This window comes from Mycobacterium sp. NPDC051804, assembly GCF_044452905.1.
GTDB lineage: Bacteria > Actinomycetota > Actinomycetes > Mycobacteriales > Mycobacteriaceae > Mycobacterium.
Genome location: NZ_JBITCD010000005.1, coordinates 344,024 through 369,417, shown reverse-complemented (window position 1 = coordinate 369,417; position 25,394 = coordinate 344,024). Strand labels below are relative to the sequence as shown.

Annotated in this window: 28 protein-coding genes and 1 pseudogene; 14 read left to right on the top strand and 15 right to left on the bottom strand. The window is 65.9% G+C overall.

Features of this window, described 5'->3' with window-relative positions; translation table 11 throughout:
• The first annotated feature begins 30 nt into the window (after window positions 1-30).
• Window positions 31-450, top strand: a complete 420-nt coding sequence (locus ACIA48_RS21465) for a cupin domain-containing protein (protein ID WP_396736037.1) — start codon at window positions 31-33, stop codon at window positions 448-450.
• Between the two features lie 18 nt (window positions 451-468).
• Window positions 469-1,305 (top strand): annotated as a pseudogene (locus tag ACIA48_RS21460) (hypothetical protein); the annotation flags it as partial.
• A 2-nt stretch (window positions 1,306-1,307) separates the two neighbouring features.
• On the opposite strand, the gene ACIA48_RS21455 reads toward ACIA48_RS21460, so the two are convergent.
• A complete protein-coding gene (locus ACIA48_RS21455; RefSeq protein ID WP_396736034.1) occupies window positions 1,308-2,192 on the bottom strand; it encodes an NAD(P)-dependent oxidoreductase in 885 nt (294 codons plus the stop codon).
• Between the two features lie 9 nt (window positions 2,193-2,201).
• Window positions 2,202-2,582, bottom strand: coding sequence for a carboxymuconolactone decarboxylase family protein (locus ACIA48_RS21450; protein ID WP_396736031.1), 381 nt, complete (start codon window positions 2,580-2,582; stop codon window positions 2,202-2,204).
• Window positions 2,583-2,634: 52 nt separating this feature from the next.
• On the opposite strand from ACIA48_RS21450, the gene ACIA48_RS21445 reads away from it, so the two are divergent.
• Both ACIA48_RS21445 and ACIA48_RS21440 read left to right on the top strand, forming a co-directional pair.
• Window positions 2,635-3,309, top strand: coding sequence for an Abi-alpha family protein (locus ACIA48_RS21445; protein WP_396736029.1), 675 nt, complete (start codon window positions 2,635-2,637; stop codon window positions 3,307-3,309).
• 17 nt (window positions 3,310-3,326) lie between these two features.
• Window positions 3,327-4,568 carry a DUF445 domain-containing protein gene (locus tag ACIA48_RS21440; protein WP_396736843.1) on the top strand — a complete coding sequence of 414 codons (1,242 nt, stop codon included), beginning with the start codon at window positions 3,327-3,329 and terminating at the stop codon, window positions 4,566-4,568.
• 4 nt (window positions 4,569-4,572) lie between these two features.
• Here ACIA48_RS21440 and ACIA48_RS21435 read toward each other — a convergent pair whose 3' ends face one another.
• Complete coding sequence (locus ACIA48_RS21435) at window positions 4,573-5,202, bottom strand: TetR/AcrR family transcriptional regulator (RefSeq protein ID WP_396736026.1); 630 nt, start codon at window positions 5,200-5,202, stop codon at window positions 4,573-4,575.
• 94 nt (window positions 5,203-5,296) lie between these two features.
• On the opposite strand from ACIA48_RS21435, the gene ACIA48_RS21430 reads away from it, so the two are divergent.
• Together ACIA48_RS21430 and ACIA48_RS21425 are read left to right on the top strand one after the other, a co-directional pair.
• Window positions 5,297-6,511, top strand: a complete 1,215-nt coding sequence (locus ACIA48_RS21430) for a cytochrome P450 (RefSeq protein WP_396736023.1) — start codon at window positions 5,297-5,299, stop codon at window positions 6,509-6,511.
• The gene (locus tag ACIA48_RS21425) at window positions 6,508-7,476 is read left to right on the top strand and encodes an SDR family NAD(P)-dependent oxidoreductase (protein ID WP_396736840.1); all 969 of its coding nucleotides are present in this window, start codon (window positions 6,508-6,510) and stop codon (window positions 7,474-7,476) included. Before ACIA48_RS21430 ends, ACIA48_RS21425 begins: the two co-directional genes overlap by 4 nt.
• Here ACIA48_RS21425 and ACIA48_RS21420 read toward each other — a convergent pair.
• Genes ACIA48_RS21420 through ACIA48_RS21400 form a run of 5 tightly spaced genes read right to left on the bottom strand, consistent with a single transcriptional unit; the run spans window position 7,454 to window position 12,136 of the window.
• Entirely contained in the window at window positions 7,454-8,236 is a 783-nt protein-coding gene (locus ACIA48_RS21420) for a cutinase family protein (RefSeq protein WP_396736020.1), read from the bottom strand. The two genes, ACIA48_RS21425 and ACIA48_RS21420, sit on opposite strands and share 23 nt — an antisense overlap.
• Window positions 8,237-8,268: 32 nt before the next feature.
• The gene (locus ACIA48_RS21415; RefSeq protein ID WP_396736018.1) at window positions 8,269-9,297 is read right to left on the bottom strand and encodes an NADP-dependent oxidoreductase; all 1,029 of its coding nucleotides are present in this window, start codon (window positions 9,295-9,297) and stop codon (window positions 8,269-8,271) included.
• Between the two features lie 10 nt (window positions 9,298-9,307).
• Complete coding sequence (locus ACIA48_RS21410; protein ID WP_396736017.1) at window positions 9,308-10,591, bottom strand: spinster family MFS transporter; 1,284 nt, start codon at window positions 10,589-10,591, stop codon at window positions 9,308-9,310.
• Window positions 10,592-10,593: 2 nt separating this feature from the next.
• Window positions 10,594-11,463, bottom strand: coding sequence for a DKNYY domain-containing protein (locus ACIA48_RS21405; RefSeq protein WP_396736015.1), 870 nt, complete (start codon window positions 11,461-11,463; stop codon window positions 10,594-10,596).
• Window positions 11,464-11,479: 16 nt separating this feature from the next.
• Complete coding sequence (locus ACIA48_RS21400) at window positions 11,480-12,136, bottom strand: M15 family metallopeptidase (RefSeq protein WP_396736013.1); 657 nt, start codon at window positions 12,134-12,136, stop codon at window positions 11,480-11,482.
• 114 nt (window positions 12,137-12,250) lie between these two features.
• Between ACIA48_RS21400 and ACIA48_RS21395 the strand changes: the two genes are divergently transcribed.
• The 3 genes from ACIA48_RS21395 to ACIA48_RS21385 are packed head-to-tail and all read left to right on the top strand — an operon-like array spanning window position 12,251 to window position 15,548.
• Window positions 12,251-13,471: a cytochrome P450 gene (locus ACIA48_RS21395; protein WP_396736010.1), complete on the top strand. Its 1,221-nt coding sequence runs from the start codon at window positions 12,251-12,253 to the stop codon at window positions 13,469-13,471.
• A 43-nt stretch (window positions 13,472-13,514) separates the two neighbouring features.
• Entirely contained in the window at window positions 13,515-14,636 is a 1,122-nt protein-coding gene (locus tag ACIA48_RS21390) for an XdhC family protein (protein ID WP_396736007.1), read from the top strand.
• A 15-nt stretch (window positions 14,637-14,651) separates the two neighbouring features.
• Window positions 14,652-15,548, top strand: a complete 897-nt coding sequence (locus ACIA48_RS21385; RefSeq protein WP_396736004.1) for an NAD(P)-dependent oxidoreductase — start codon at window positions 14,652-14,654, stop codon at window positions 15,546-15,548.
• A gap of 29 nt (window positions 15,549-15,577) precedes the next feature.
• Here ACIA48_RS21385 and ACIA48_RS21380 read toward each other — a convergent pair whose 3' ends face one another.
• The 3 genes from ACIA48_RS21380 to ACIA48_RS21370 form a co-directional block, all read right to left on the bottom strand.
• On the bottom strand, window positions 15,578-16,078 hold the full coding sequence (locus ACIA48_RS21380) for a hypothetical protein (RefSeq protein WP_396736001.1): 501 nt from the start codon (window positions 16,076-16,078) through the stop codon (window positions 15,578-15,580).
• Between the two features lie 228 nt (window positions 16,079-16,306).
• Entirely contained in the window at window positions 16,307-17,143 is an 837-nt protein-coding gene (locus ACIA48_RS21375; RefSeq protein WP_396735999.1) for an SDR family oxidoreductase, read from the bottom strand.
• 45 nt (window positions 17,144-17,188) lie between these two features.
• Complete coding sequence (locus ACIA48_RS21370) at window positions 17,189-18,124, bottom strand: enoyl-CoA hydratase (protein ID WP_396735997.1); 936 nt, start codon at window positions 18,122-18,124, stop codon at window positions 17,189-17,191.
• Between the two features lie 245 nt (window positions 18,125-18,369).
• Between ACIA48_RS21370 and ACIA48_RS21365 the strand changes: the two genes are divergently transcribed.
• The 5 genes from ACIA48_RS21365 (at window position 18,370) to ACIA48_RS21345 (ending at window position 21,290) form a co-directional block, all read left to right on the top strand.
• The gene (locus tag ACIA48_RS21365) at window positions 18,370-18,732 is read left to right on the top strand and encodes an intersectin-EH binding protein Ibp1 (protein ID WP_396735995.1); all 363 of its coding nucleotides are present in this window, start codon (window positions 18,370-18,372) and stop codon (window positions 18,730-18,732) included.
• 63 nt (window positions 18,733-18,795) lie between these two features.
• Window positions 18,796-19,158, top strand: a complete 363-nt coding sequence (locus ACIA48_RS21360; RefSeq protein WP_396735993.1) for an intersectin-EH binding protein Ibp1 — start codon at window positions 18,796-18,798, stop codon at window positions 19,156-19,158.
• A 94-nt stretch (window positions 19,159-19,252) separates the two neighbouring features.
• A complete protein-coding gene (locus ACIA48_RS21355; protein ID WP_396735990.1) occupies window positions 19,253-19,624 on the top strand; it encodes a hypothetical protein in 372 nt (123 codons plus the stop codon).
• A 49-nt stretch (window positions 19,625-19,673) separates the two neighbouring features.
• Window positions 19,674-19,838 (top strand): hypothetical protein, encoded by a 165-nt coding sequence (locus tag ACIA48_RS21350; protein ID WP_170311127.1) that lies wholly within the window; start codon window positions 19,674-19,676, stop codon window positions 19,836-19,838.
• A complete protein-coding gene (locus ACIA48_RS21345) occupies window positions 19,839-21,290 on the top strand; it encodes a trehalose-6-phosphate synthase (RefSeq protein ID WP_396735987.1) in 1,452 nt (483 codons plus the stop codon). It begins immediately after the preceding gene.
• Here the strand turns inward: ACIA48_RS21345 and ACIA48_RS21340 are convergent.
• The 4 genes from ACIA48_RS21340 to ACIA48_RS21325 are packed head-to-tail and all read right to left on the bottom strand — an operon-like array spanning window position 21,287 to window position 25,351.
• A complete protein-coding gene (locus ACIA48_RS21340) occupies window positions 21,287-21,775 on the bottom strand; it encodes a mammalian cell entry protein (protein WP_396735984.1) in 489 nt (162 codons plus the stop codon). The genes ACIA48_RS21345 and ACIA48_RS21340 overlap by 4 nt on opposite strands.
• Entirely contained in the window at window positions 21,775-22,470 is a 696-nt protein-coding gene (locus tag ACIA48_RS21335; protein ID WP_396735981.1) for a mammalian cell entry protein, read from the bottom strand. Before ACIA48_RS21335 ends, ACIA48_RS21340 begins: the two co-directional genes overlap by 1 nt.
• Window positions 22,470-24,227 carry an MCE family protein gene (locus tag ACIA48_RS21330; RefSeq protein ID WP_396735978.1) on the bottom strand — a complete coding sequence of 586 codons (1,758 nt, stop codon included), beginning with the start codon at window positions 24,225-24,227 and terminating at the stop codon, window positions 22,470-22,472. Before ACIA48_RS21330 ends, ACIA48_RS21335 begins: the two co-directional genes overlap by 1 nt.
• Window positions 24,227-25,351, bottom strand: coding sequence for an MCE family protein (locus ACIA48_RS21325; protein ID WP_396736837.1), 1,125 nt, complete (start codon window positions 25,349-25,351; stop codon window positions 24,227-24,229). Before ACIA48_RS21325 ends, ACIA48_RS21330 begins: the two co-directional genes overlap by 1 nt.
• Window positions 25,352-25,394: the final 43 nt, after the last annotated feature.

The window sequence follows — 25,394 nt, the reverse complement described above, 5'->3', positions numbered from 1 at the left end:
ACCCGCGAAACGCAATCGAAGGAGCCGCAGATGACCACACCGAAGCAACGCAGCAACGCGTGGCAGACCGCGGTCACCGTCCTGCAGGAGGCCATGCCGCCCGACGTCGCCCCCGGTTCGCACGCGATGACTGTCGCCGTCGAGTTCCCTCCCGGTGACCCCGGAACGCCGCCGCACCGCCACAGCGGGCCTGCGTTCGGCTACGTGCTGGAGGGCGAGATGCTGTTCGAGCTCGAGGGTGAGGCGCCGCGCGTCGTAAGGGCCGGTGAGACGTTCTGGGAGCCGGGCGGCGACGTCATCCACTACTCGGATGGCAACGCCCGTGACGACGTCAAGGTCCGCTTCCTCGTCACGATGTTGTGCACTCCGGGGCAGCCGATGCTCACCCTCGTCGAAGAGGACGAACTGATCGCGCGCCGAGACCGGCGCGTGCCCGCCGCCAAAGCCTGAGTGGGATAAGGGATTCTGATGTCGAACATCCTGTTGCAGACGACGATCGTCGAGCACCCCGACGACTGGGACATCACCCGGTTCTCGCTGCTGGCCGACGAGCTGCGTGCCGCGGGCCACCAGGTGACTGCACGCAACCGGCTCAGCCGAGCAGACGATCCGATCCTGAGCCGGCTCGACGAAATCGACTACGACCAGCTCTGGCTGATGGCCGTCGATGTCGGCGACGGTCTCACCGGCGCCGAGTCGCAAGCGATCGTGCGCTTCCGCGAGAACGGCGGCGGGGTACTCACCGCCCGCGACCACCAGGATCTGGGCAGCTGCCTGATCGGTCTCGGAACTCTGGGCGATGTCAACCATTTCCACGAGAAGAATCCCGATCCGGCCAGGATGCGAGACGACCAAGACACGCCGACCATCTCGTGGCCCAACTACCACTCGGGCGCCAACGGCGACCACCAACCCGTGTTCGCGGCGGAGCCAGTGCACGAGTTGTTGCGCACCTCCCGCACCGATAGCGGCCGCATCGAGTGGTTCCCCGCCCACCCCCATGAGGGTGCGGTGTCGGCGTGCGTGGACTCAGCGACGGTGATCGCACTGGGCCGCAGCACCGCGTCGGGCCGGCAATTCAGCCTGGCCGTCGCGCTGGACGGTGAACGGACCGACGACGGCAGGCCGATGGGTCGCGCACTGGCGGCCTCGACCTTTCACCACTTCGCCGACTACAACTGGGATCTCGGCTGCGGTGCACCGACATTCGTCACCGAACCCGAAGGCAGGGGGATCAAGGCGGACCCCTCGCGGCTGGTGGCGTTCAAGGATTACGTCCGCAACATCGCCGCGTGGCTACACCCCACTCAGGATTCGCGCGCCTCGATGACGACGCCTGCCGCGGCTTCGATCGGCTTGACGATCGAGGTGAAGTCGGAGTCGGGTCCCTCCGCGGCCAGCGTGCTTTCCCACAGCGCAGCGATGGCGCCGGCCAGCGCGGTGTCCAGCCCCATCGCCCTGGCCTCGTCGAGGTACAGCCGGACGTCCTTGACCATCAGGCCGGTCGCGAAACCGTAGTCGAACGTGCGCGGCAGCACCGCGCGCGGGAATTTGTCGCGACTCGCGTGCGTCCCGCCCGATCCCGCGTTGAGCACGTCGATCATCACCTGGGCATCCAGACCGGCCTTGACGCCCATCGCCATGGCTTCGGCGGTGACCGCAAGTGATGACGCCGCGATCAGATTGTTGACGAGCTTCATCGTCTGCGCCGCACCGGGTTTCGGGCTGATGAAGGTAGTGCGCCCGATCGCGTCGAACGCGGGCGCGCATTCGTCGAAATCGGCGCGCGGCCCGGAAACCATCACCGCGAGCGTCCCCGCCTCGGCACCGTGCACACCTCCGCTGACGGGGCTTTCCAACGCGGCGACCCCATGCGATGCCAGTAGCTCGCTATTACGTTGCGCTGTCTGACTTCCCACCGTGGAGAAGTCGATGAAGCGACGGATGGCGGATCCGCCGGACACGGCCTCGGCAACAGCGGCGGACGCCTGCGGTGTCGGCAGGCTGGCCATGACCGTGGCCACCCGGTCGGCGACGTCGGCCGCCGACGCCGCGGCTTGGGCTCCGCGCGCCACCGCGTCGTCGACAACAGCTGCGCGGGTGTCGAAGACGACGACGCGATGTCCGGCCGCCACCAGCCGGCACGCGATCGGAAACCCCATGTTGCCCAGCCCGATGAAGCCGATGTCCATACCGAACCCCTAGCCCTGCTCGATCTCGTCGAATGCTGCCCGCGCGATGCGGAAGCTGTCGACGGCGGCGGGAACTCCGCCGTAGATCGCCACCTGCAAGAGGATCTCCCGAATCTCCTCGCGCGTGACGCCGTTGGTGAGCGCACCTTTGACGTGCGTCTTCAACTCGTTGGGCCGATTGAGCACCGCGAGCATCGCGAGGTTCAGCATGCTGCGCGTCTTGAGCGGCAGACCGTCGCGACCCCACACCGCACCCCAGCAGTATTCGGTCACCAGATCCTGCAGGGGTCCAGAGAAGTCGTCGGCATTGGCGGCCGCCTGCGCGACGTACGCCTCGCCGAGGACCGCGGCGCGGATCTCTCGGCCCTTGTCGTATGTGTCTTGGTTCACGCGCGGCCTCCCTTTTCGCCGATTCTCGCAGTCGAGCCGTTACCGTTGCGCCGTGGGGAACTCGCAGGACCCGCTCGACCGCGTCGCCGGGCTCGCATCCGGTGCTGCGCGGTTCTGGCTTCGCACGTCGATACGAACCCAGGAACACCTGATGGGCTGGCTCGGCGACGACTCGGATAAGCCCGATCCCCCGCCCGAGCGCCCGGCGCCAACCGCGGCCGAGGCACCAAAAACCGATGGTCTGAGCTCGAAGATGCGGGACCTGCTCGACCGCGCCCTGGACCACAGCACACGCAGCAGCCAGGTCGAGCTGTTTCACCACATCCTCGACCAACTGGTGGCCGACGAAGCGCGCATCATCAGCGCGCTGTCCGACGGATCGTCATCACCATTGGTGACAGTGCACGACTGGGTCCGGCGCGCCGTGCCGGGACGGGCGGTCCTCGAGAACGCCTCGCTGATCGGTCGCACGGCCAATGTCGCCCTGCCCGCGATGGTGCCCACATACGTCAGCCACCTGCTGTCGCTGGGGCTGGTCGAAATCGGTCCAGAAGATCCCGACCTGAAGGACGACTACGAGGTACTGCTGGCGGAGACCGCGGTGCTCGATGCGATCAAGAGCGCCTCCCGCGGCCCTTTGGTCGCGAAGGTGGACAAGTTCGCCTTGACGCTGTCGAACCTCGGCACGTCACTGTGGGAGGCGACCATGCAGCAGGGCGGCCCGTGACAGATCTCGTTGTCGCCATGCAGTCCTGGAGCGAGATCAAGAGTGACTTCGGCGCCAACTGGCTGATCTACCTATCGATGCCACTCGTGGCCGCCTTTGTCGGCTGGAGCACCAAAATCGTTGCGCTGGAGATGATCTACCGCCCGCGCGAATTCAAGGGCATCGGCCCGATCGGCTGGCAGGGCATTGTGCCGCGGCGGGCGGGCAAGGTCGGATCCAAGACCATCGAGTTGCTCACCACGAATCTGCTCAAACCTGAAGAGCTGCTGGAACGCATCGACGCCGCGGAGGCCGTCGAGGCCTTACGCGGCCCATTGGTCCAGGCCATCGACGAGATCACTCGCGACCTCGCCGAACAGATTCGGCCCGGTCTGTGGGACTCCTTGCCGGAGCAAGCGCGCCGAGCCATCCAAGAGCGGATTCAGGCACAGGCGCCACGGGTCACCGAGAACATGCTCAACGAGATGAAGTCGGACCTGAGCCGCTACGTCGATCTCCAGTTCCTGGCCGTCACCACGCTGGTGCGCAACAAAGAGAAACTCGTCAAGCTGATGCGCGGTGTCAGTGACGACGCGATGGCCTTCGTCCGGCGCAGCGGAATCTATTTCGGCCTTGCCATCGGTCTGGTGCAGATGATCGCGTGGGCGCTGTTCAAGAACCCGTGGATCATGCCCGCGTTCGGTTTCGCGGTCGGCTTCCTGTCCGACTACATCGCGCTCAACATGCTGTTCCGGCCGGTGCACGAGAAGAAGTTCCTCGGGTTCATCCCGTTCCAGGGGATGCTGCACGCCCAGCGCGAAAAGATCACGCGCGACTACGCGAAGATCCTGGCCGACGATCTGTTCTCACCGGAGATTCTCTTCGACGGCATCCTCAAGGGTCCCGGCTCGGACAAGTTGTTCGCGCTGGCCGCCAAGGAGATCGAGGCCGCCATCGATGCGCAGACCGGTATCGCCGGCCCGCTCGTTGTGCTCGCCGTCGGCACAAAACGCTATCGCGCGCTCAAGGACCGGGTGGTCGAGCTCGTGCTCGAACGTCTCCCCGAGACGCTGCTCGAAGCACAGGACTACGCGACAAGCGTCATCGACCTCGAGAACACCATCGTCGAGAAGATGAATCAGCTAACCAACGAAGAGTACGAGTCGATCCTTCGACCGATCTTCAAAGACGACGAGCCGTTGATGATCACCGTGGGCGGCGTCCTCGGCGGTGTGGTCGGCGAGTTGCAGGTCCTCATCATCGAGCAGTTCGGACATTGATCCACTAAAGCCAGTTCGTCGACGCCGGCTCGAAGCGCAGCGGCACTGCGCGCGGGAGGAGCCGCGGCCGCGCACCCGTGGATATCGAATCGATGAGCAGGGCAACGTAACGCCGCCAGCCGTCGCTGTCGGAATCCATCGTCGACAGCACGCCGTAGAGCATCGCGATGAAGCGGGGCAGATCATCGGCGACCACGTCGGCCCGGAGGACCCCCGCGTCCCGGCCGCGGGCGACCAGCTCGGCGAGGGCATTGTTCAGCTCGGCGGAGACGTCGGATCGCAGCGCACCCGCCCGACGCGCCGCGGTGAGCATGTGGTGCTCGCGGGCGCCAAGCGAAATCGCCGCCTCGATGAGCGCGACGAGGCCTCGCATCGGATCCTTGTCGGCCAGGGCCTTCGCGATCGCCGGGGTGAGGTCCTCGGCGATGCTCTGGTCCAGTGCGGCGTTGATCAAGTCACCCTTTGTGGGAAACCGCCGATACAGCGTCCGTTCGCCGACGCCCGCGCGGCGAGCGATGGCCTCCACGGGCGCGTCGGCACCCATCTCGCCGTAAACGTCGCGTGCGGCGCGAAGGATGCGCTCCGCGTTGCGCGCTGCATCGGCGCGCAGCGGCCGATCGGCGACGTCGGTCATCGCACCAGTCTATCTGACAGTTGACTGCCACTCTTGCGGGTTCTACGCTCGGGGCTAATTGTCAGATGACTGACACTTAACGGAAACGCCGGTGATGACAAGCACTTCCACAGCCACAGAATCCGATCTCCCCGCAATTCCCGCTGCGCGCTCGGCGACCTGCCCCTTGCGCCCGCCCGCGGAGTTCGCGCAGTGGCGCGACGAGCCCGGTCTGCGGCGCGCGATCTACCAGGGCCGGCCCACGTGGGTGGTGAGCCGGTACGAGGACATCCGGGCCGCGCTCGTCGATCCGCGGCTGTCCGCCGAAACGATTCCGTCGGAGATGATGCCGAAGGACAGCGAGAACAACACCCCGGTGATGTTTGCGCGCGTCGATGACCCCGAACACCATCGGATCCGGCGAATGCTGACCAGAGACTTCACCTTCCGGCGGGTCGACGCCATGCGCGGGCAGATCCAGGAGATCGTCGACAGCTACCTCGACGCGATGCTGGACGCCGGGCCGCCCGCTGACCTGGTGAGCGCCTTCGCGCTACCGGTGCCCTCACTAGTCATCGCTCACCTACTCGGGGTGCCCAGTGACGACCTCGAACTGTTTCATCACCACACGACCGTCGGACTGGACCGCCGTACCTCCGACGAAGAAAAGGCGCAGGCCTTCGGGGAGATGTTCGCCTATATCGCCGAACTGGTCGAGCGTAGGAAGGCCGAACCCGGCGACGATCTGCTCGGCCGCCTCGTCACCGATCATGTGGTGAACGGCGACATCAGTCCGGAAACCGCCACTGTCACCGGCGCCATCATGATGCAGGCCGGTCACGAGACCACAGCCAACATGATCGCGCTGGGAACCGTTGCGCTGATGGAACATCGGGCGATGTTCGAGCTACTCGGACACACCGACGACCCATCCGTCATCGCCAAGATTGTCGAAGAATTGATGCGCTACCTTGCGATCGTCCACAGCCAGGTCGACCGGATCGCCACTGAAGACCTCGTCCTCGGTGGTCAGCAGATCCGCGCCGGCGATTGGCTCGTGATGAACCTGCCGGCCGGCAACTGGGACCCCAACTTCGTCGACAACCCCGAGATCCTGGACGGTGACCGAAACGCGCGTGGGCACTTGGGTTTCGGCTACGGCGTGCACCAGTGCATCGGCGCGAACCTGGCCCGTGTCGAGATGCAGATCGCCTTCTCCACACTGGCTCGCCGGGTGCCCGGCTTGCGCTTGGCCGTCGACGTGGAGGAATTGCAATTCAAGGGTGAATCCGGCATCTACGGCATGAAGGAGCTACCGGTCTCGTGGTGACACCGAAGCTGCGATTCGCCGGGCAGGTCGCCGTGATCAGCGGCGCGGGCGGCGGTCTCGGAAGGGAGTACGCGCTGCTTCTCGCCTCGCGCGGCGCGCGCGTCGTCGTCAATGACATCGGCGGATCCGTGACCGGTGACGGCTCCGACCGCACGGCCGCCGACACCGTCGCAGACGAGATCCGCGCGTTGGGCGCGGAAGCGATCGCCGACCACCACAGCGTCACCTCGCCCGAGGGTGGGCAGGCGATCATCGACGCCGCCGTCGAGGCGTGGGGACGGGTCGACATCCTCATCAACAACGCGGGCATCGTGCGCGACGCCCCGTTCGAGGACATCACCCCGGACCGCCTCGATCCGCTGGTGGACGTGCATCTCAAGGGCGCGTTCAATCTGACGCGACCGGCGTGGAAGGTGATGCGCGAGCAGGGGTATGGCCGCATCCTCAACACGTGCTCGGCGGCCGGACTGCTCGGCGCCGAGCGGATGAGCAACTACGGCGCCGCGAAAACCGGTCTGGTCGGCCTCACCCGGGTGCTCGCGGCCGAGGCCGCCGGCAGCGACATCAAGGTGAACGCCATCGCTCCGATCGCCTACACCCGGATGCTGCAGCACTCGGTCGACACCGCACCACAGCAGGACGACGCCGCCGCACAGGCGATCCTGGATGAGCTTGCCGGCCAATACCTCCAGAAGCTCGACCCCGCGCTCGTCGCACCGGTGGCGGCCTTTCTGACGCACCGCGAGTGTCCGGTGTCAGGCGAGATCTACACCGTCGGTGCGGGCCATGTGGCGCGTTTCTTCGTCGGCAGGACGAAGGGCTTCTACAGTCCCGAGCTGTCGGTGGAGGACGTCCACGAACACCTCGGCGAGATCCGCGATGAAGCCGGCTACACCGTTCCCGGCGGTCCGGCCGACGAGATGGCCGAGTTGTTCGCGGCCATCACTGCATCGGGGCCGACATAGGCATCGGCGCCGGGAGCGCGCCTGGTGCCGGGACCGGAGCCGCGGGAGCCGGCCTGAGCCGTGCCACCGTGTAAGCCGCGGCGTCGTTGGTGCTTCCATTCACGCCGTACATCGCGTGGGCGAAGCTCGGCGGACCGGCCGGTTGACCGTTGCAGATCGTGTCGTCCGGTGCACAGACCTTGAGGGTCTTGTCGACGTACGACGGACCGATCGTGATGGGCGGTGCGCCTCCGCTGGCCAAGAACTCCGGCGACGGCAGACCGATGAGGACCACGGACGCGACATGATCGGCGACCTCCGAGGGCATCGGGTTCGGGATGAACTCGCGGTACTCGGCCGGCACCTCCTGTGGGATCTCGGCCGAGGTCACGTAGCCGGCGAGGGCCGCGCCCTGGGAGAAGCCACCGAGGACGATCTGGGTGTCGGGGCAGTTCGCCGCCGTCGCCTCGATGTGCAGACCCGCATCGCGGATGCCGTCGACGACGGTCCTCGCGAAGGCGATGCGATCTCCCATGAAGTCGCTGCTCGCGGCGTAGTTGACCGGATAGACGTTCACGGACCGGGGCGCGGACTGCGTGCGCACCGCATCGACGAACGCCTGGCCGACCCCACCGACACCGGGCGGTTCACCGGTGCCGCGGGCGAAAACCACCTCGACATCGGGACAGCCCTGAGCTGCGGCATAGGGGACCGGTGAAAGCAAGAGGGCGGCGACGGCTGTGACGGCGACGCCGAGCAAACGAAGGAGATTCGACACCATGTCCGTCTGTACCCCCTTTTGCCGCCGGGTACTCAGACCGATTTCGGTTCGCTGATCTTCACCAACATCTTGCCGATGTTGGCACCGGTGAAAAGCCCGTTCATGGCGTCGACGCAGGATTCGATGCCGTCGTAGATCGTCTGGCGGTGGACCAGCTTGCCTTCGTCCGACCATTGGCGCAGCGGACCGAACGCCTCGTCGAAGCGGCTCCACTCGTCGAGCGCGTTGAAGCCCTGCATCGTCGCGGTCTTCGAGAGCAAATTCACGTAGTTGGCTGGGCCGGGATGTTCGCCGGTCAGGTAGCTCGAGATGACACCGCACAGCACGACGCGGGCCTTCGGTGCGAGGCGGCCGAGCACGGCGTCCAGAATGGGCCCGCCGACGTTGTCGAAATAGACATCGACCCCGCGTGGGCAGTGCTCCTTGAGCGCCGCCTTCATGTTGTCTTCCCGGTAGTCGATGCACGCGTCGAAGCCGAAGTCCTCGACCACCGCCTTGCACTTCTCCGGCCCACCCGCAATACCTACGACGCGGGCGCCCGCGATCTTGGCGATCTGGCCCGCCACCGACCCGGTGGCGCCCGCCGCGGCGGACACGACCACCGTCTCCCCCTGCTTCGGCTTGCCGATGCCGACCATCCCGAAGTAGGCGGTGGCACCCGTCGGGCCGTAGACCGACATGACCGCGAGTTGGTCGACCTTGTCCTGCGGTCCGGGCACCGGCGTGGTGAAGATGTCGTCGCGACAGATCACGTACTCCTGAAAATGGGTCAGCGTCGTCACGACGTCGCCGACCGCATACGCGTCGCAGCGCGATGCCACGACCTCGCCGATGCCCGCGGCCCGGATGACTTCCCCGATCTGCACCGGCGGGAGGTAGCCCGGCTGATCGTTGAGCCAGGTTCGCGCGGCTGCGTCGATACCGATATACGTGGTGCGGATCAGCGCTTCGCCTTCGGCCGGTTCGGGCGCGGGTGTGGTGACCAACTCGGTGTCGCCGGGCGCGACCAGCCCGGTCGGACGACGACGCAACACGATCTGCCGGTTCATCAGCTCAGCCACGCCCGTGAAACTACCCGTCGACGATCTCGCGCATGAAGCGTTGGCTCGCAAGGAGGTAACAGATGATCGCGACCACCTGGGCCACCGGCACGATCAGCAGCGCACCTCCGAGCGACATGTTGCCGAGGTCGGCCTTGAGCGCGTCGCTGATGACGCCGGTGAGGAACGGACCAAGGGATCCGACCATGGCGCCGAAGAACAGGAAGATCGCCGACGCCGTTGCGCGTTGTTCGGCGCGGGCCAGGCGTTGAATCGCGGCGATCGACGGCGCCATGTAGGCCGTGCCCACGACGTAGCTCAAGGCGATGAACCAGATGCACAACGTGCGGTTTTCAACCACGAAGGCCAGTGCCGAAAACGGAACCATGGCAGCGGTCATCGCCGCCACCAGCCACAGCGACCACCGAGGATCCTTGGCGGACAAGCGATCCGCGACACGGCCGACGACCAGCAGGCTCAGGATTCCGGTCAGGCCGCTGGCGAGACCGTATTGGACACCGACCTCGCCGAGTGACATCTCGCGGGTCCGGATGAGGTAGGCGGGGGCGAAGGTGGTCAGCGAGTACCCCGCGAAGGAGATGAACGCGGCGCCGATGACGACGGCCAGGAAGCTCGGTTTCTTCAGCAGGTCCAGCACTTTGGCCGCCTGCACTTCGTCGCCTGCGGATGCTTGCGCGGCGGGCACGGGCTGGCGGCGTCCGAGGACGACGAGCACCAGCGGGGCGAACACCACACTGATCGCGCCCATCACGACGAACGCCGTGCGCCACCCCAGCGACTGCGCGAGCAGACCGCCGCCGAGCAGGCTGGCGGCGCTGGCCAACGGAATCGACATGGTGATCACGGCCAGCGGTGCCGCGCGGCGTTCCGGCGGAAAGTTCCGCGCCACATAGGCGTGCGCGGCCGGCGTGCTACCGGCCTCGCCCACCGCCACACCGACGCGGGTGAGCGCCAACTGGAACGCCGACTGGACCGCGCCGCCGAGCATCGTCATGGCGCCCCACAGGGTCAGACACGTCGAGATCACCAGACCGAACGCGCCGCGGTCGGCGATCCTGGCAATGAATAGGCCCAATACCGCATAGACGGCCAGGAACCAGAAGCCGTTGATGACACCGATTGCGGTGTCGGACAACGCCAGATCATTCTTGATCGGCTCAGCGAGGACGGCGGGCAGGAACCGGTCGGCATAGTTGAGCGTGCCGACCACCGCGAGTAGCGCGACCGCCGCCCAGGCCCGCCGTGTGCTGTGGGTCTGCTCAGCGACGAACTTGTTCGCGGCAACGTCGGTCATGGCTACTCCGCGAAGGATATCGAGGTCTCGTCACATCGCGTGACGGACCGGTTGGGCGGGAAGGTCGACGGATCCGCTTCTGCAACAACGGAATTCCGGTAGTAGGCACGGCGTGCATCGGCGGAGCACTCGAAGTCGGCGTTGAGTACGCGGAAGCTCTGCGGGTCGGCACCCTCGATGGGTTTGCCCATCCAGTAGACGCGTGTCGCGTCAGCGGCATACGGACCGTCGAACACCCGGAACGACGTCATGTCTGCGCCGACGATCTGGTCGGTGAAGTAGTACACCCGATCGTTGTCGGTTGCGTACGCGCCCTGCAGCACTTCAAATGTCGCGGGGTCGGCACTCTCGATCGGGTTGCCGTTGACGTGGACGGTCCTGGCGTCCTTGGTGAACAGGTAGTTCTCCTTGTCCGAGATGATCGCGAAGGTGGCGGGATCGTCGGAGAGCACATCGCCGTCGCTCCAGTACACCGCGGTGCTGTCTTTCGACAGGTCCCCGTCGAGTAGTTCGAAATGCGCCGGATCGTCACTCACCCGGCGATCGCGTTGGTAGACGTGGTGAGCGTCCTTGGCGAAGGCGGGGCGGTCGAGAAGTTCGAAGGTCCCGGCGTCGGCGCCGGGCAGCGGGTGCCCGTCGACGTAGACGGTCGACTTGTCGCGGGCGTACGTCTGGTCGAAGGCGTGGAACGACGCGGGGTCGGCGCCGTCGATCTCGAACGCGTCGCCGGGAAACGAACGAAGGTAGTAGACCTTCTCGCCGCGCACGTGATATCCGCCGGCATTGAACAGCGAACTGGGCGGGGCATCGCGATCACATGCGGGCAGAAGCGCGACCGCGAACAGCGACACCGCTGCGATCAACCTGCGCACCGGGGAATCAAATCACCTAATTCACAGGAACATCGAGAATCGGGTGGTTGGTGTAGGCGCCGGGTGCGTCGAAATGCCACCACTCGCCCTGGTAGACGGTGAAGCCGCCCGCGGCCATCGCGTCGCGTAATCGGGCGCGGTTGGCCTGCGCCGCGGGGCTGACGCCGTCGGTGGCGTACGCGTTGGCGCGGGGCGTGAACTCGTCGAAGCCCGTTCCCATGTCGACGAGCGCACCGTCGTGCTCCAGCGTCACGTCGACCGAAAGCGCCGCCTCGTGGCTGCGCGCATACGGCCCGGGCTTGCTCACCCAGCCGGGCTCGGACACGACGTCGTACATCTGGACCTGGACCGCGTGCGGCCGGTAGCAGTCCCAGAAGACGAGGACGTCGCCGTCGGCGCGCAGCAGGTCGGCGGCGGTCTTGAGGCCGTCGGCCATCGACTCAGCGATGAGGCACCGAGCGTCGGCCGGATACATCGCCAGTCCGACGAAGTTGTTCGGCGTCGCGTACCGAAGGTCGATGACGGCGTCGGGCACGACGGTCCGAACGTCGATCAGTCCGGCGGCACGTGCCGCATCCGAAACCGGCGGGATGTCGGGGGCCGCCGTCGCGATGCCTGGCCCACCCCACGCCACACCGCCCGCGACGAGCAGTCCTGCGATGACGTGTCGCACTGCGTACCTCGTCTCCTCTTGGGTCTCTCCGCTTTGGGGTAGTCGCCTACGCTAGTCCGCTGCCCCGCCCCGGATCGACCATCGAAGTGTCCTTCAAACGCCGGGGAGGCCCTCATGACCATCACGCTGGAACCCACCATCGTCGACCTGCCGACAGTGGACTACGAAAACGCATCCGATCCGCAGGAAGCGCATCGACGACTGGCCGTGGCGCTGAGCCAGGGGCCGGTGGTGATGGGTGCGCACGGCCCCGAGATTCTGAGCTACGAACTGGCCCGCACGGCCCTTCGCGATCACCGCATGTGCGTGCCGGAAGGTCTGGGCCTCGAGACGCAGGGAATCACGTCGGGTCCCATGTGGGATCGCGCGACCTCGACCATCCTGAGCATCAACGGTCCGGACCACGATCGGCTGCGCCGTCTGGTGTCCAAGGCGTTCACGCCCCGCGCGGTCGGGCGGCTGGACACGGTGATCACCGACATCATCACGCAATTGGTCGAACCGCTGCTGTCCGCGGGTAGGAGCGAGATCGTCGCGGACATCGCCCGGCCGTACCCGGTTCCGGTGATCGCGGAGCTGCTCGGCGCGCCGAGTGAGGACTGGAAGTTGTTCTCCGAGTGGGCCGATGACTTCTTCAAACTGTTCACCTGGAATGTCGCCGAACACGAGCAGGTGATCCTGCAGGCGTGGGCGGAGCTCGACGACTACATCGACGCGATGGTCGCCGAACGTCGCAACTCGCTCACCGACGATCTGATCTCGGATCTGATCCGCGCCGAGGACGACGGTGACCGGCTGACGACATCAGAGCTGCGCATGCTCGCGGCGGGAATCCTGATGGCGGGCACCGACACCACCCGCAATCAGCTCGCCGCTGCGGTGGACACCCTGTGCGATCACCCCGACCAGTGGGAGCTGCTCGCCGAGCGTCCGGAGCTGGCGATGAACGCGGTCGAGGAACTGATGCGCTTCAACCCCGTGGTCTTCGGTGCGATGCGGATGACGATCGAGGACGTCGAGTTCGGCGGTGTGACGATCCCGGCGGGCACCTTCGTCATGGTGAACACGGCCGCAGGCAATCGTGACCCCGAGGTGTTCGACGACCCGCATCGCCTGGACATCACGCGTGAGGGCGCGGCACCGATGCAGACCTTCGGCGCGGGTGCGCACTACTGCCTGGGCGCGAACCTGGCACGACGCGAGCTCGCCGAAGCCCTGGTGGTGATGACGCGGCGGATGACGAACGTGCGGCGCGCGGCACCCGCGGAGTACAAGCCGCTGGTGGGCATCACCGGTCCCGCGGTGCTGAAGATCGCGTTCGACGAACGCCGCTGACGATCTACCAGGTCGCGGCGCGGGCCGGGCTTACACTTCGACGGTGCGCGACGTCCTCGATGAGTTGCTGACGGTTTGGCGGACCGGCGGCACCGCGGGCGTCGCCACCGTCGTACGCACTATGCGGTCCGCGCCGCGGCAGCCTGGTGCGACGCTGGTCGTCGCACCCGACGGCACGGTAGCCGGCTCGGTGTCCGGCGGTTGCGTCGAGGCGGCGGTCTACGAATTGGCGAACGAGGTCGCGGCGTCGGGACGGGCGGAGTTGCAGCGGTACGGCCTGAGCGACGACGACACATTGGCACCCGGGCTGACCTGCGGCGGGATCATCGATGTCTTCGCCGAGCCGATGTCGCGCCGGACGTTCCCGCAACTGGAGACGATCGCCGACGACATCACGGCTCATCGCCCGACGGCCGTCGCGACCGTGATCGCACATCCGGACCCGCGGCGGGTGGGGCGCAGGATCGTCGTCGCACCCTGTGCGGTCGAGGGATCGCTGGGATCGGATCGGGCCGACGCCGCTGTCGCCGATGACGCTCGGGGTTTGCTGGACGCGGGGCGGTCAACGGTGCTGTCTTACGGCGCCGACGGGCAGCGGCAGGAGACGGGCATGGAGGTGTTCGTCGCGAGCCATGCCCCGCGTCCCCGGATGCTGATCTTCGGTGCGATCGACTTCGCGGCCGCGCTTGTCAGACAGGGTTCGTTTCTGGGTTATCGCGTGACGGTGTGCGATGCGCGCCCGGTGTTCGCAACACCGGCGCGGTTCCCGGGTGCCGACGAGGTCGTCGTCGATTGGCCGGACCGCTATCTCGCCTCGCAGGCGGACGCGGGCACGATCGATGCCAGGACGGCGATCTGTGTGCTCACTCATGACGCGAAATTCGACGTTCCGGTGCTGCGGGTTGCGCTGCGGCTGCCACAGGTCGGATACGTCGGCGTGATGGGCTCGCGGCGTACGCACGACGACCGGATCTCGCGCCTGCGCGAGGCCGGCCTTTCCGATGCGGAGTTGGGCAAGTTGTCGAGCCCGATCGGCCTCGATCTAGGCGCGCGGACACCGGAGGAGACGGCGGTGTCGATCGCGGCGGAGATCATCGCGCGACGGTGGGGCGGTGAGGGTCTGCCTCTCACCGAGACGGACGGCCGGATCCACCACGATCGGTGAGGCATGGTGGAGACCATGAGGATCGGGTTCGTAGGACTGGGAAACATGGGCGCCGGCATGGCCGCGAATCTGCTCGGAGCCGGGCATGAGGTGACGGCGTACAACCGCTCGCGCGACAAAGTCGCCGCGCTGGTCGAGCGGGGCGCTTCGGCGGCGCGGACCGTGGCCGAGGCGTGCGGGGGCGATGTAGTCATCACGATGCTGGCCAACGACGATGCGGTGGAGGCGGTGACGTTCGGCGAGGGCGGCATCCTCGCGTCCCTTCCGTCGGGCGCCATTCATGTTTCGTCGAGCACGATCAGCCTCGCGCTGGCGGAGCGGCTGACGGCAGCGCATGCCGCAGCAGGGCATCGAATCGTCGCGGCTCCGGTGTTCGGGCGTCCGGAGGCGGCGGAAGCGGCGAAACTGTTTGTGGTGGCAGCCGGTGAACCCGCTGCAGTGCAAGCACTTTCGCCGGTATTCGATGCGATCGGTCAGCGGACGTTCGTCGTGGCGGAACAGCCCATGGCCGCGAACCTGATCAAGCTGAGCGGAAATTTTCTCATCGCTTCGGTGATCGAGTCGCTCGCGGAGTCGATGGCACTGGTGGAAAAGGCCGGTGTCGACAAGCGGGACTATCTCGAGGTGTTGACGTCGACGCTCTTCGATGCGCCGGTCTACAAGACGTACGGCGCATTGCTGGCCCGCGAGGAGTTCGAGCCCGCCGGCTTCGCCGCCTCCCTCGGCCTCAAAGACGTCCGTCTTGTGCTCGCCGCGGGCGAGTCGCTAGAGGTGCCACTGCCGGTGGCCAGCCTTATCCGTGATCGCTTCCTCACCCTGCTCGCCAACGGCGGCGCCCACCTCGACTGGTCGGCGCTCGGCAAGGTCGCCTCTTGGGAAGCCGGCGCTCAGAAGGGTGCTGGGTCGTCGTAGTCCGTGGGTGGTCGGGGTGGAAAGTAGGCTCAGCGAGCCGATAGCCACCAGTCATACAACGAGGCAGTATCACGGCCCGACGCGACGACGACGAGCAGATCGGCGGTCTTGGTCCACATCAATGCATTCCCGCTCCGGCTGTTGTATGAGCACACGACCATGCCGCCATCCCAGGCAACCGGGCCCGGACCTGTTCCTTCCGAGCATGCGATCGGATCGCCAAGTTTCCTGCTAAAGACGCTGTTCAAGTCGTCGAGACTGCCGTAGAGGGAGTAAGTAGCACCCGTGGGCCCACCCTCCCGGCTGTTCGGGCCGCAGCCGAGGCGTGCGAGGAAGGGATCCTCGGCATACTGCTTGCTGGCCTGGCAGTCGGCCGGGGTGTATCCCCCAGACAACAGCCCGAAGAGTTTGTCGTTATTGGCCTGATTGTCTGCTGGGTCCGCCGTCGCCGTCGGAGAAACACCGACAAGCATGACGACCGCCAGACAGGAGATGGTGGCCGCTCGGGCGGCCCGGATCAAAGTGGACATCGCTGCTCCAGTTCCGGCGGTTCGCTGCCCGGATAGGCCCCGACCTTACTCGGCAACCGGGGATTACACGCCGACTCTGAGACTTCCGTCGCCGCTGATCCAACTCGACGAATCGGACTGCTCGCCCTAGCGGCGATCAATCGCAGACGTGGTGCCCCAGATCAATCACCGCTAGGTGCAGTCGATTTACGAAACCTCGTGAGTCAGAACGGGACAACCCCGCCCGACCTATTGCGCGACGACCCCGCGTAGGCCGTCAGCACCGAAGAGTGGTTCGAGCATCGCCGAGTAGTCTGGCCCGCGGCGCACCAGGACCCCACCGTCGACGTTGATCACCTGACCGGTGATGTAGCTAGCGGCGTCACTCAGCAGGAACACCGCACAGTTCGCGATGTCCTCGACCTCACCCGGTCGCGGCAGCGGCGTGATGTTCGCGTAGTCGGCGCTCAACTCGGCCGAATCAAGCACCGGCGCAACGAGTTCGGTGCGGATGAGGCCCGGCCGTATGCAGTTCACCCGTACCCATGACGCACCCAGTTCGTCCGCCGCCAGCTGCATCAGATGGTCGATGCCCGCCTTTGAGACGCCGTAGGCGCCGAACCACCGATGCGTATTGCTCGCCGCGATCGACGAAATGCCGATGAAAGATCCGCCACCGCCGCGAACCATCTGCTGCGCGGCGTGCTTGAGCACGTACATGGTGCCGTTGATGTTCAGGTCGACGGTACGTCGCCACGCCTCGGAGTCGATCTGCGTGACCGGTCCGATGGTTTCGCTGCCGCCGGCGCAGTGCACGACGCCCTGCAGCCGTCCGGACCATGCTGTCGCCGCGTCCACGGCACGCGCGACCTCGTCCTCGTTGGTGACGTCGGCAGGCTCGTACAGCACCTCCCCCGGTCCGCCCAGGGCCTTGATCTCGTCAGCCGCAGCCGAGAGCCTGTCGGCGTTGCGGCCGACCAGCATCGCATTGCCGCCCGACGCCACCACCGCGGCCGCGCAGGCTTTGCCGATGCCACTGCCACCACCGGTGACCAATACCGTTTGCCCCGTCAATGACAGCTGCACCGCAGACTCCTTCGTCCGGTAACTAGAACAGGTTCTAGTTATACGTCACGGCTCGTCGTAGCGCGCAGCCTTGGGGGCTCCCAGCGTTCGCCAGTCCGGCACATCCGGTGGCAGACCCACCGGGTACCGGTTCTCGTTCGCCGCCGCCCAGTGCGCGTGCCCGAGCTCGTGGATGTGGAACGCGTGCCGAAGTGCCTCGGTGAAGCCCATTGCATCAGCCGCCGCGTTGACCGAATCCTTGACCAACAGCGCCGCCATCGTCGGCCGCTCGGCGATGCGGCGAGCGAAGTCCAGCGTCTTGTCCTCGAGGTCGGCGCGTGGGAAGACCTTCGACACCATTCCCAACCGGTAGGCCTCTTCGGCGTCGATCGAATCACCAGTCAGCAGAAGCTCTTTGGCCTTGCGAGCGCCGAATTCCCATGGGTGCGCGTAATATTCCACGCCGGGCATACCCATTCTGACGGCGACGACGTCGCTGAACTTCGCGTCGTCGGACGCGACGATCAGATCGCACGCCCAAATCAACATCAAGGCAGCCGAAATCGCGTTACCCTGCACCTGCGCGATGGTGATCTTGCGCAGATCGCGCCAACGGCGGGTGTTCTCGAAGAAGTAGTGCCACTCCTGCAGATAAGTCTTCTCTGCGACGCCGTGCCTCGTCGCACCGTTGATCGAGAACGTCGGATGCTGGTTTGGGCCCGGTTGGCGCTCCAGCAGAGCTTCCTCCGACCCGAGATCGTGTCCGGCCGAGAAGTTCTTACCGCGGGCTGCCAAAATCACGACGCGGACCTCGTCATCCGCCTCGGCGCGGCCGAACGCCTCGTCCAGCTGAACCAACAGGGTCCGCGACTGGGCGTTCTGCGCCTCGGGCCGGTTCAGCCAGATGCGTGCGATACGCCCCTCGTCCAGCGTCTCGTAAGTGACCTGTTGGGGCGCTTCGCCTCCGGCCGGTTCGGCACTTGTCACATCAGGGTTAGCCACAGCCGTCCACCTCGTTCGCGTAGTAAGACAGCTTGCACATTACGGGGCTGCGCCAAGCGGTCGCTCAGCGGTGCCACAGGGACCGTTCAGCGAACTCACAGTCCGAGCAGGCCCCTGGGAACCTGAACCACACTCACCTCGTAATTCCCTTGATTACGAGTACACTTGAGCCATCCAGGGCGCAACGCAGGCAAACTACGTCAGGATTCTGGACGTATACAGCAAACTAAAGGAAGTGCGAAGAGATGGCCACACAGCGGATCAACGCATCGCGACTCATCCTGGCCGGCGGATTCGCGTTGGCAGCCCTCACCGCACCGGTGACGGCGGCGTTGACGACCTCCGAGGCGCCCGGGGTCCAGGCTTGTCCCTCAGGCGAATCCGAGGATCTGTACACCACGACGTGCACCCCGGAGCTCGTGCCGAACCAAGGGGGAGCGAACGCAGGCTCGCCGTATTCGACGATCCCGGGCAATCCGGACTTGCCCGCGATCGACGGAATCCCGTGCGCTGGCCACAATTCGGGTCAGTGCATGGGCCTCGCCGAGGAGCAGCAGGCCCAGACACCCCTGGTTCAGCCGCACACCAGCGTGAGCTCCAGCCCCTGACCACGGCAACGCACTCCCGCCAGAAGATCCACAGAAACGCGCTGCGATCACTAGAATCGCGAAATGGCCTCTTCCTCTTTCGCGATCCGTCGACACCTTCTGATCGGCGCCTTCGCTGCCGCGGCGGCGGCCGCACCCGCAGTCGCCGCGTATTCGATGCCCGAACCCGGGATTCCCGTGGCGCAATGCTCCGGTGGTGAGGAACCAGACCAGTTCACAACCACGTGCGTTCCGTTCATGGTGCCGAACGCCGGCTCCCCGTTCAGTACAACGGCGGCCAACCCGGATGTGCCGGAAATCGACGGCATTCCGTGCATTGGACACAACTCGGGTCAGTGCATCGGCCTGGCCGAGGATCAGGCGCTCATCCCGAATGTCACGCCGCGTTCGACAGTCAGCTCAAGCCCGACGGTGACCGGCGGATAGCTGTGAACCAGCGAACTCTCGGAAGCTGTGCAGAAAGTTGGCAGCTTCCATAGAATCTTGCCGACGACACGGTCTAACTAGAGAAAGCGTGACGATGGCGACCTTCCAGCTCTCAGCTCGACGACTGATCCTTGCCAGTGGCTTTGCGGTCGCAGTTGCCGCGGCGCCCGCGATCGCCGCGCTCGCGGTGCCGGCCACCGAAATCACCCCGATCGCCCAGGGCTGCCCGGGCGGGGAAGAGTCCGACCAGTTCACCGGCGTCTGTGTTCCTCACACGGTTCCCAATTCGGGCTCCTCGCCGTACTCGACCACCCCGCAGAATCCCGACATGCCGACGGTCATGGGCATCCCCTGCGCCGGACACAACTCGGGTCAGTGCATGGGCCTTGCCGAGGAGCAGCAGGCCATGACGGTGACGCCGCCTCCGGCACCCGTCTTCGGCAGCAGCCCGACGGTCACGAACTAGTCGGAAGCCTCCGAACAGGGGCTACGGCACCGTCCCCTAGAGTTGTCGTATGCCTGCGAAATCTGATCCCGCCGAACTCGGCGATGTCGAACCGCTTGCCGATAGCACTGCGCGCCAGGCCAGGCGCGTCGTGGCTGCGTACGCCAACGACGCCGACGAGTGCCGGGTTTTCCTGTCGATGCTCGGTATTGGACCCTCGAAACTCGAGGCGTAAATGAGTCGGGGGGGCGGCCGGAAGGTCAGCTCCGGAGATTCCGACTTCGTCGTGGTCGCCAACCGGCTGCCGATCGACATGGAACGGCTGCCGGATGGCACCACGACGTGGAAGCGAAGCCCTGGTGGCCTCGTCACCGCCTTGGAACCACTCCTCCGCCGCCGTCGGGGTGCCTGGATCGGTTGGCCAGGCATACCCGACGCCGGCGACGAGCCGATCGAGCAGGACGACATGCTGCTATGTCCGGTCGACTTGTCCGCCGAAGACATCGCCAAGTACTACGAGGGCTTCTCGAACGCGGCGCTGTGGCCGCTGTATCACGACGTCATCGTCAAGCCGATCTACCACCGCGAGTGGTGGGACCGGTACGTAGAGGTCAATCGCCGGTTCGCCGAAGCGACGGCCAAGACAGCCGCCGACGGCGCCACGGTGTGGGTTCAGGACTATCAGCTGCAGCTGGTTCCGAAGATGCTTCGCCAATTGCGGCCCGACCTGACGATCGGCTTCTTTCTGCACATCCCGTTCCCGCCGGTCGAGCTGTTCATGCAAATGCCCTGGCGCAGCGAGATTGTCGAAGGTCTGCTGGGCGCCGACCTGGTCGGCTTCCATCTACCCGGTGGCGCCCAGAACTTTCTGATCCTGGCGCGCCGGCTCCTCGGATTCAACACCTCGCGTGCCAACATCGGCGTGCGTTCCCGATTCGGTGAGATCCAAGTCGGCACACGCACCGTCAAGGTCGGCGCCTTCCCGATCTCCATCGATTCGACGGCACTCGACCAGCAAGCACGTTCGCGCGCTATCCGCCAGCGGGCCAAGGAGATTCGTCACGAACTCGGCAACCCCCGCAAGATCCTTCTCGGCGTGGACCGGCTTGACTACACCAAGGGCATCGACGTCCGGCTCAAGGCATTCTCGGAGCTGCTCGACGAGGGCCGCGCGAATCGGGAGGACACCGTCCTCGTTCAGCTCGCGACGCCGAGTCGGGAGCGCGTCGAGAGCTACATCGCGATGCGCGAGAGCATCGAACGTCAGGTCGGCCACATCAACGGTGAACACGGCGAGGTCGGTCATCCGATCGTGCACTACCTGCACCGACCGATACCGCGCGACGAGTTGATCGCCTTCTTCGTCGCGGCCGACGTCATGCTGGTGACGCCACTGCGCGACGGAATGAACCTGGTCGCCAAGGAGTACGTCGCGTGCCGCAGCGACCTCGGCGGTGCACTGGTCCTCAGCGAATTCACCGGCGCCGCAGCCGAACTACGCCAGGCATACCTGGCGAATCCGCATCACCTCGAGGGCGTCAAGGATGCCATCGAGACAGCGCTGAACCAGACCCCGGAGGAGGGCAGGCGCCGCATGCGAGCGATGCGCCGCCAAGTTCTGGTGCATGACGTCGACCTATGGGCGCAGTCGTTCCTGGAAGCGCTGACCGCGACCCGAGAAGACTAAATCGGCGTGATGTAGTTGATCAGCCACTTGCCGTCGATCTTCTGATAATCGACGCGCAGACGTGCACCGTCGTAGATCGGCTGCTCGCGGTTCGTCTTGTCCGACACCGTCCGGTTGATGTAGACCATCACCGCCGCCGAATCACGCTGCGCATCAAGTACTCCGACGCCCACGACGTTGGCTTGGCTGACCAGTTCCCGCTGCCGTGCCTGCGGAATGATCTCGGAGTTCGCCCTGTCCTCGAACTCCTTGCGGTAGCTGGGCGTGAGCATGCTGCCCGCATCGGTCAGGTTGCGCTCGACGGTCTTGTAGTCGTAGGTGAATACACTCGGAATTTGTTTCTGCGCAAGCGGTCCGAGCTCAGCGCGGGCTGCTTGCTCACTACGGATCTCGACCCGCTGCCAGTACAGTCCGCCGCCCACTGCGGCGAGGCTCACAAACGCGACAGCCACCAGCGCGACGATGACGCGCACAATCCAGCGCATCAGTTGCCCCCGTTGGGGTAGTTGAGGTCGTAGGCCGTCATCCGCCCGTCGTCGTCCTCGTGCACGATGATGCGCAGCCGGTACGGCTGCGAGGGCCTGTTGTTGCCGTTCATGTCACTGGCGGTTACCCGCGCCGAAACCAACACCGTTGCGTTGTTGCTGACGTCGTCGAAGCTCTCCAGCGCGGCGCCGTTGATCACCGTCTCGGAACTGCCGCCGGTCTGCCGGAAGATGGCCTTGAGGTTCTCGACATTGTTGCTCTGACTGAACATGTCGCGCAGCGGTCCACTGGTGTTGTTGTAGAACTCGTCGACGCTCGTGTCGATGGTGTCCGGCTTGAAGCTGAACATGTTCACCACGGTCTGCGTCGCGGTGTCGACGAATCGTTGATCCCGCGCCTGCGCCTCTTCCGCGTGGTTGTGTTGCACGATCAACACGGCCACGGCAGCACCGACGATGCCGGTCGCGACAAGCCCACAGGCCAGCGCCACGACTGTGACGAGCCGACTGGGCGCCAACCGGCGGGGCGGCGGCGCCACCGGTTTGGGAACCTTGCGAACGGGGGTCGCACTGACCGGATCAGCCGTCGCAACGCGCACGGCGGTGGCCTCGGGGGCCTTGCCGTTGGTCGGACCTGCCGGCCGGGAAGCGCGCCGGCGGACGGGCTTCCCCGGTGGTGTCGGGGTGGACGTCATTACACCTGCTTCGGATACAGCATCAGATCAAGCCAGTTTTCTGTTGGCCGCAGATCAGCGGCGCCGGGCGCGTACACCCCCGTACCGCCGGCCGGGTCAACGAAGACTCCTGTGTGCTGATCGTACGTCCCGTAGGAAGCCCCACTGGCCGCAGGTGGCAGTCCCGGAGGCGGCGGTGCCGGCGCGGGCGGTGGTGCCGGACCGTAGGGCCCGGCGAAGATGTCCGGCGGATTGGTCGGGTTGGTCGCCCAGCCCGGCGGGATCGCGGGCGGAGGCCACGCGTTCGGATACGGTGCCGGCGGGATCCACGCCGTATACGGCGGCGGTGGCGGTCCCGAGTTCGGCGGCGGAATGTACGGCCACGGCTGGTGTGGCGCCGGCCCGGGGCCCCTCGGCGCGTCCGGCGGAAGGAGACCCGGCGCGACGGGATATCCCGGGTCCGGATCGGCTTCCGGCGGGATGTACGGGAACTTGTTGGGCGGCAGGATGTTACGCCCATCCTCGGGCGTGTCATCCTCCATGACGTCCGACGGCGTGCCGATCGGCACCGGCGGTCCGCGCCACGGGTTGTTGCCGAGCGGCACGTAGCCGACTGGGTCGCGGCACAACTGGATCGTTGGCGCCCGTTTACCGGGGAACTCCTGGCACGGGTAGTTCCTCGCGCCACGCACCACGCTCGGATCGTTCTGCGGAACCTTGCAGTACAGGTCCGTGGGCAGGTTACGAATGGTCGTGTCACCGGGTGTGCGGATGTCCGCGCCCGGCAGGAATCCGGTGGTGCACGGCGGCGGGTCGTTGATCGAGATCTTGAAGTCCTGCTTACCGCCCTCGCTCACGGGCAGCTGGCCGCCGATGGTCAGCAGTGACGCCTGCAGCGCGGGAAAAACGACCAGCGCCTGTTCGATCGACTTGTGATAGATCACCCCGACCCGGCCGAAGTTGGCAAGGTTCGCGGCAAGCACCGGGAACGAAGGCCGGATGCCCGCAAAGGTCTCGCTGGCCTCGGCGGCGGCTCCCGGCGCGGTGGCGAGCAGGTTGCGCACTTGGGAGTCGGCACCTGCCACTTCAGTGGTGAGGCGCGCAAGACCTTCGGAGAACGACCGGATGTCATCGCCGCTTTGGATCTGCGCGTCCAGGAACGGTCCCGCCTGATCGATCAGCGTCGAGGTCTGCGGCCAGCTGGCATTGGCCTCGTCGATCAACTTTCGTGCCGAGGAGAGCAGTCGCGCGAGTTCGGGCCCCGAACCGTTGAACGCAGCGAACGTCTCACGCAGCAGGTCCTGAAGGCGGGTGTTGTCGAGGCTGGTCACCAAGCTCTCGGCCTCTTGCAACAGCTCGGCAACGTCCTGCGGGATCGCCGTCCGATCCTCGGGAATGGTTGCGCCGTTGCGCAACAGCGCCTGCGAGGGATCCGCGGGCGGAACGAAGTCCACGTACTGCTCGCCGACCGCCGACACGCTCTTGACGGTGGCGGTGGAGTTCTCCGGGATCTTGACGCTGCTGTTGATCCGCATACGCGCGGCCACACCGTCATTGGTCAGTTTGACGGACTCGACCCGGCCTGCCTGCACACCGCGGAAGGTGACGTTGGCGTTCTCGTACAGCCCGCCGCCCGCAACGAAATTCGCGGTCACCTCGTACGTACCGAGGCCCAGTCGGGCGGGGATCCGCACGTAGAGCAGGGCGATCGCGCCGACGGCCATCACCGTCACAATGGCGAAGACCCACAACTGAATTCGCGTAGTTCGGCTGTACATTACTCCGCTGGCACCTCCTGGCCCGACGCGGTGCCTGCCGGGATACTGAACGGGTCAGCGGCCTGGCCTGACAGGTTGGCCATCTCTCCGGTGAGGAATTCCGGCGGACTCACTACTTCGGCGAGGCGCTTCATGTTCGGATCGAAGAACGATGTCGTGAAGATGGTTTCGCCGAGCCGTCGGATCGTCAGGTCGAACGTCGAGAAGACGTTGAAGTAGTCGCCTCGCGCAACCTTATGCAGGTTCCTGCCGGGGAACGGGAACGTCGCCAGGCTGTCGAGGCTGGACACGAGATCGGCGCGATTGTCGTTGATCGGCTTGATGACCGAGTACAGGGCGATCATGTCTTGGGTGAAATCTTCGGAGGTCTCGGAGAGGATGCGTGACGCCACGGTGCCGAGACGTTGCAGCCCGGCGAAGGCATCGACGATGTGGCCCCGGTTCTCGTTCAGCACCCGTAGCGCTCCCGGCAGAGTGTCGAGCGCCCGACCCAGGTCGTCCTTGCTGCGCGCGAGGACACTGGCGAATCGGTTCAGGCCCTCGGCCGTCGCGATGATGTCGTCGGTCTGACGGTTCAGCGACGAGGTCAGTTCGGCGAGCCGCGGGATCAGGCCGGCGAACTGCCCTTCGCGGCCGGCGACCGCATTGTAAAGCTCCTGTGTGATGTCTTGGAGCGCACCGAGATTGCCCTTGTTGACGACCGTACCCAACGCGGACAGCACTTCCTCGGTCGTCGGAGCGCGGCTACCGTCGCTCAGCGGAATCTGCGCTCCCTCACGCAACTGGCCGACTGGCGCCTGCCCGATCGGCGGCGCCAGCGCGATGTGCTGCGACCCCAACAGCGAGGTCTGCCCGACGCGCACTGTCGAGTTCTCCGGCAGTATGACGTTCTCGTCCAGCGACAGTTTCACCGCCGCGAAGAAGCTGCCATCGGGACGCTGCACGGCCTCTATTCCCGAAACGCTGCCGACTGTGACGTCGTCAACCAGCACCGGCGAGTTCTGTGGCAGCGTGGCCACGTCGTGAACTTCCACCGTGATCGAGAAGGAGCCCTTGCCGTGTCCTGCGGTACCGGGCATGTCGAGCGAGTTCAGCCCGCCGAACTGGCAGCCGGCCAGCAGCATCGCGCCGGAGCCGATGGCCAGTGTTCGGGTGGTCGCGCGCTTG

What these genes read in the sequence shown, in the direction of transcription:
- ACIA48_RS21430 (WP_396736023.1), top strand. Translation starts at nt 5,297, where the DNA reads ATGACAAGCACTTCCACAGCCACAGAATCCGATCTCCCCGCAATTCCC.
- ACIA48_RS21420 (WP_396736020.1), bottom strand. Translation starts at nt 8,236, where the DNA reads ATGGTGTCGAATCTCCTTCGTTTGCTCGGCGTCGCCGTCACAGCCGTC.
- ACIA48_RS21355 (WP_396735990.1), top strand. Translation starts at nt 19,253, where the DNA reads ATGGCGACCTTCCAGCTCTCAGCTCGACGACTGATCCTTGCCAGTGGC.
- ACIA48_RS21465 (WP_396736037.1), top strand. Translation starts at nt 31, where the DNA reads ATGACCACACCGAAGCAACGCAGCAACGCGTGGCAGACCGCGGTCACC.
- ACIA48_RS21410 (WP_396736017.1), bottom strand. Translation starts at nt 10,591, where the DNA reads ATGACCGACGTTGCCGCGAACAAGTTCGTCGCTGAGCAGACCCACAGC.
- ACIA48_RS21350 (WP_170311127.1), top strand. Translation starts at nt 19,674, where the DNA reads ATGCCTGCGAAATCTGATCCCGCCGAACTCGGCGATGTCGAACCGCTT.
- ACIA48_RS21365 (WP_396735995.1), top strand. Translation starts at nt 18,370, where the DNA reads ATGGCCACACAGCGGATCAACGCATCGCGACTCATCCTGGCCGGCGGA.
- ACIA48_RS21340 (WP_396735984.1), bottom strand. Translation starts at nt 21,775, where the DNA reads ATGCGCTGGATTGTGCGCGTCATCGTCGCGCTGGTGGCTGTCGCGTTT.
- ACIA48_RS21380 (WP_396736001.1), bottom strand. Translation starts at nt 16,078, where the DNA reads ATGTCCACTTTGATCCGGGCCGCCCGAGCGGCCACCATCTCCTGTCTG.
- ACIA48_RS21360 (WP_396735993.1), top strand. Translation starts at nt 18,796, where the DNA reads ATGGCCTCTTCCTCTTTCGCGATCCGTCGACACCTTCTGATCGGCGCC.
- ACIA48_RS21455 (WP_396736034.1), bottom strand. Translation starts at nt 2,192, where the DNA reads ATGGACATCGGCTTCATCGGGCTGGGCAACATGGGGTTTCCGATCGCG.
- ACIA48_RS21435 (WP_396736026.1), bottom strand. Translation starts at nt 5,202, where the DNA reads ATGACCGACGTCGCCGATCGGCCGCTGCGCGCCGATGCAGCGCGCAAC.
- ACIA48_RS21345 (WP_396735987.1), top strand. Translation starts at nt 19,839, where the DNA reads ATGAGTCGGGGGGGCGGCCGGAAGGTCAGCTCCGGAGATTCCGACTTC.
- ACIA48_RS21335 (WP_396735981.1), bottom strand. Translation starts at nt 22,470, where the DNA reads ATGACGTCCACCCCGACACCACCGGGGAAGCCCGTCCGCCGGCGCGCT.
- ACIA48_RS21440 (WP_396736843.1), top strand. Translation starts at nt 3,327, where the DNA reads ATGCAGTCCTGGAGCGAGATCAAGAGTGACTTCGGCGCCAACTGGCTG.
- ACIA48_RS21385 (WP_396736004.1), top strand. Translation starts at nt 14,652, where the DNA reads ATGAGGATCGGGTTCGTAGGACTGGGAAACATGGGCGCCGGCATGGCC.
- ACIA48_RS21325 (WP_396736837.1), bottom strand. Translation starts at nt 25,351, where the DNA reads ATGCTGCTGGCCGGCTGCCAGTTCGGCGGGCTGAACTCGCTCGACATG.
- ACIA48_RS21395 (WP_396736010.1), top strand. Translation starts at nt 12,251, where the DNA reads ATGACCATCACGCTGGAACCCACCATCGTCGACCTGCCGACAGTGGAC.
- ACIA48_RS21330 (WP_396735978.1), bottom strand. Translation starts at nt 24,227, where the DNA reads ATGTACAGCCGAACTACGCGAATTCAGTTGTGGGTCTTCGCCATTGTG.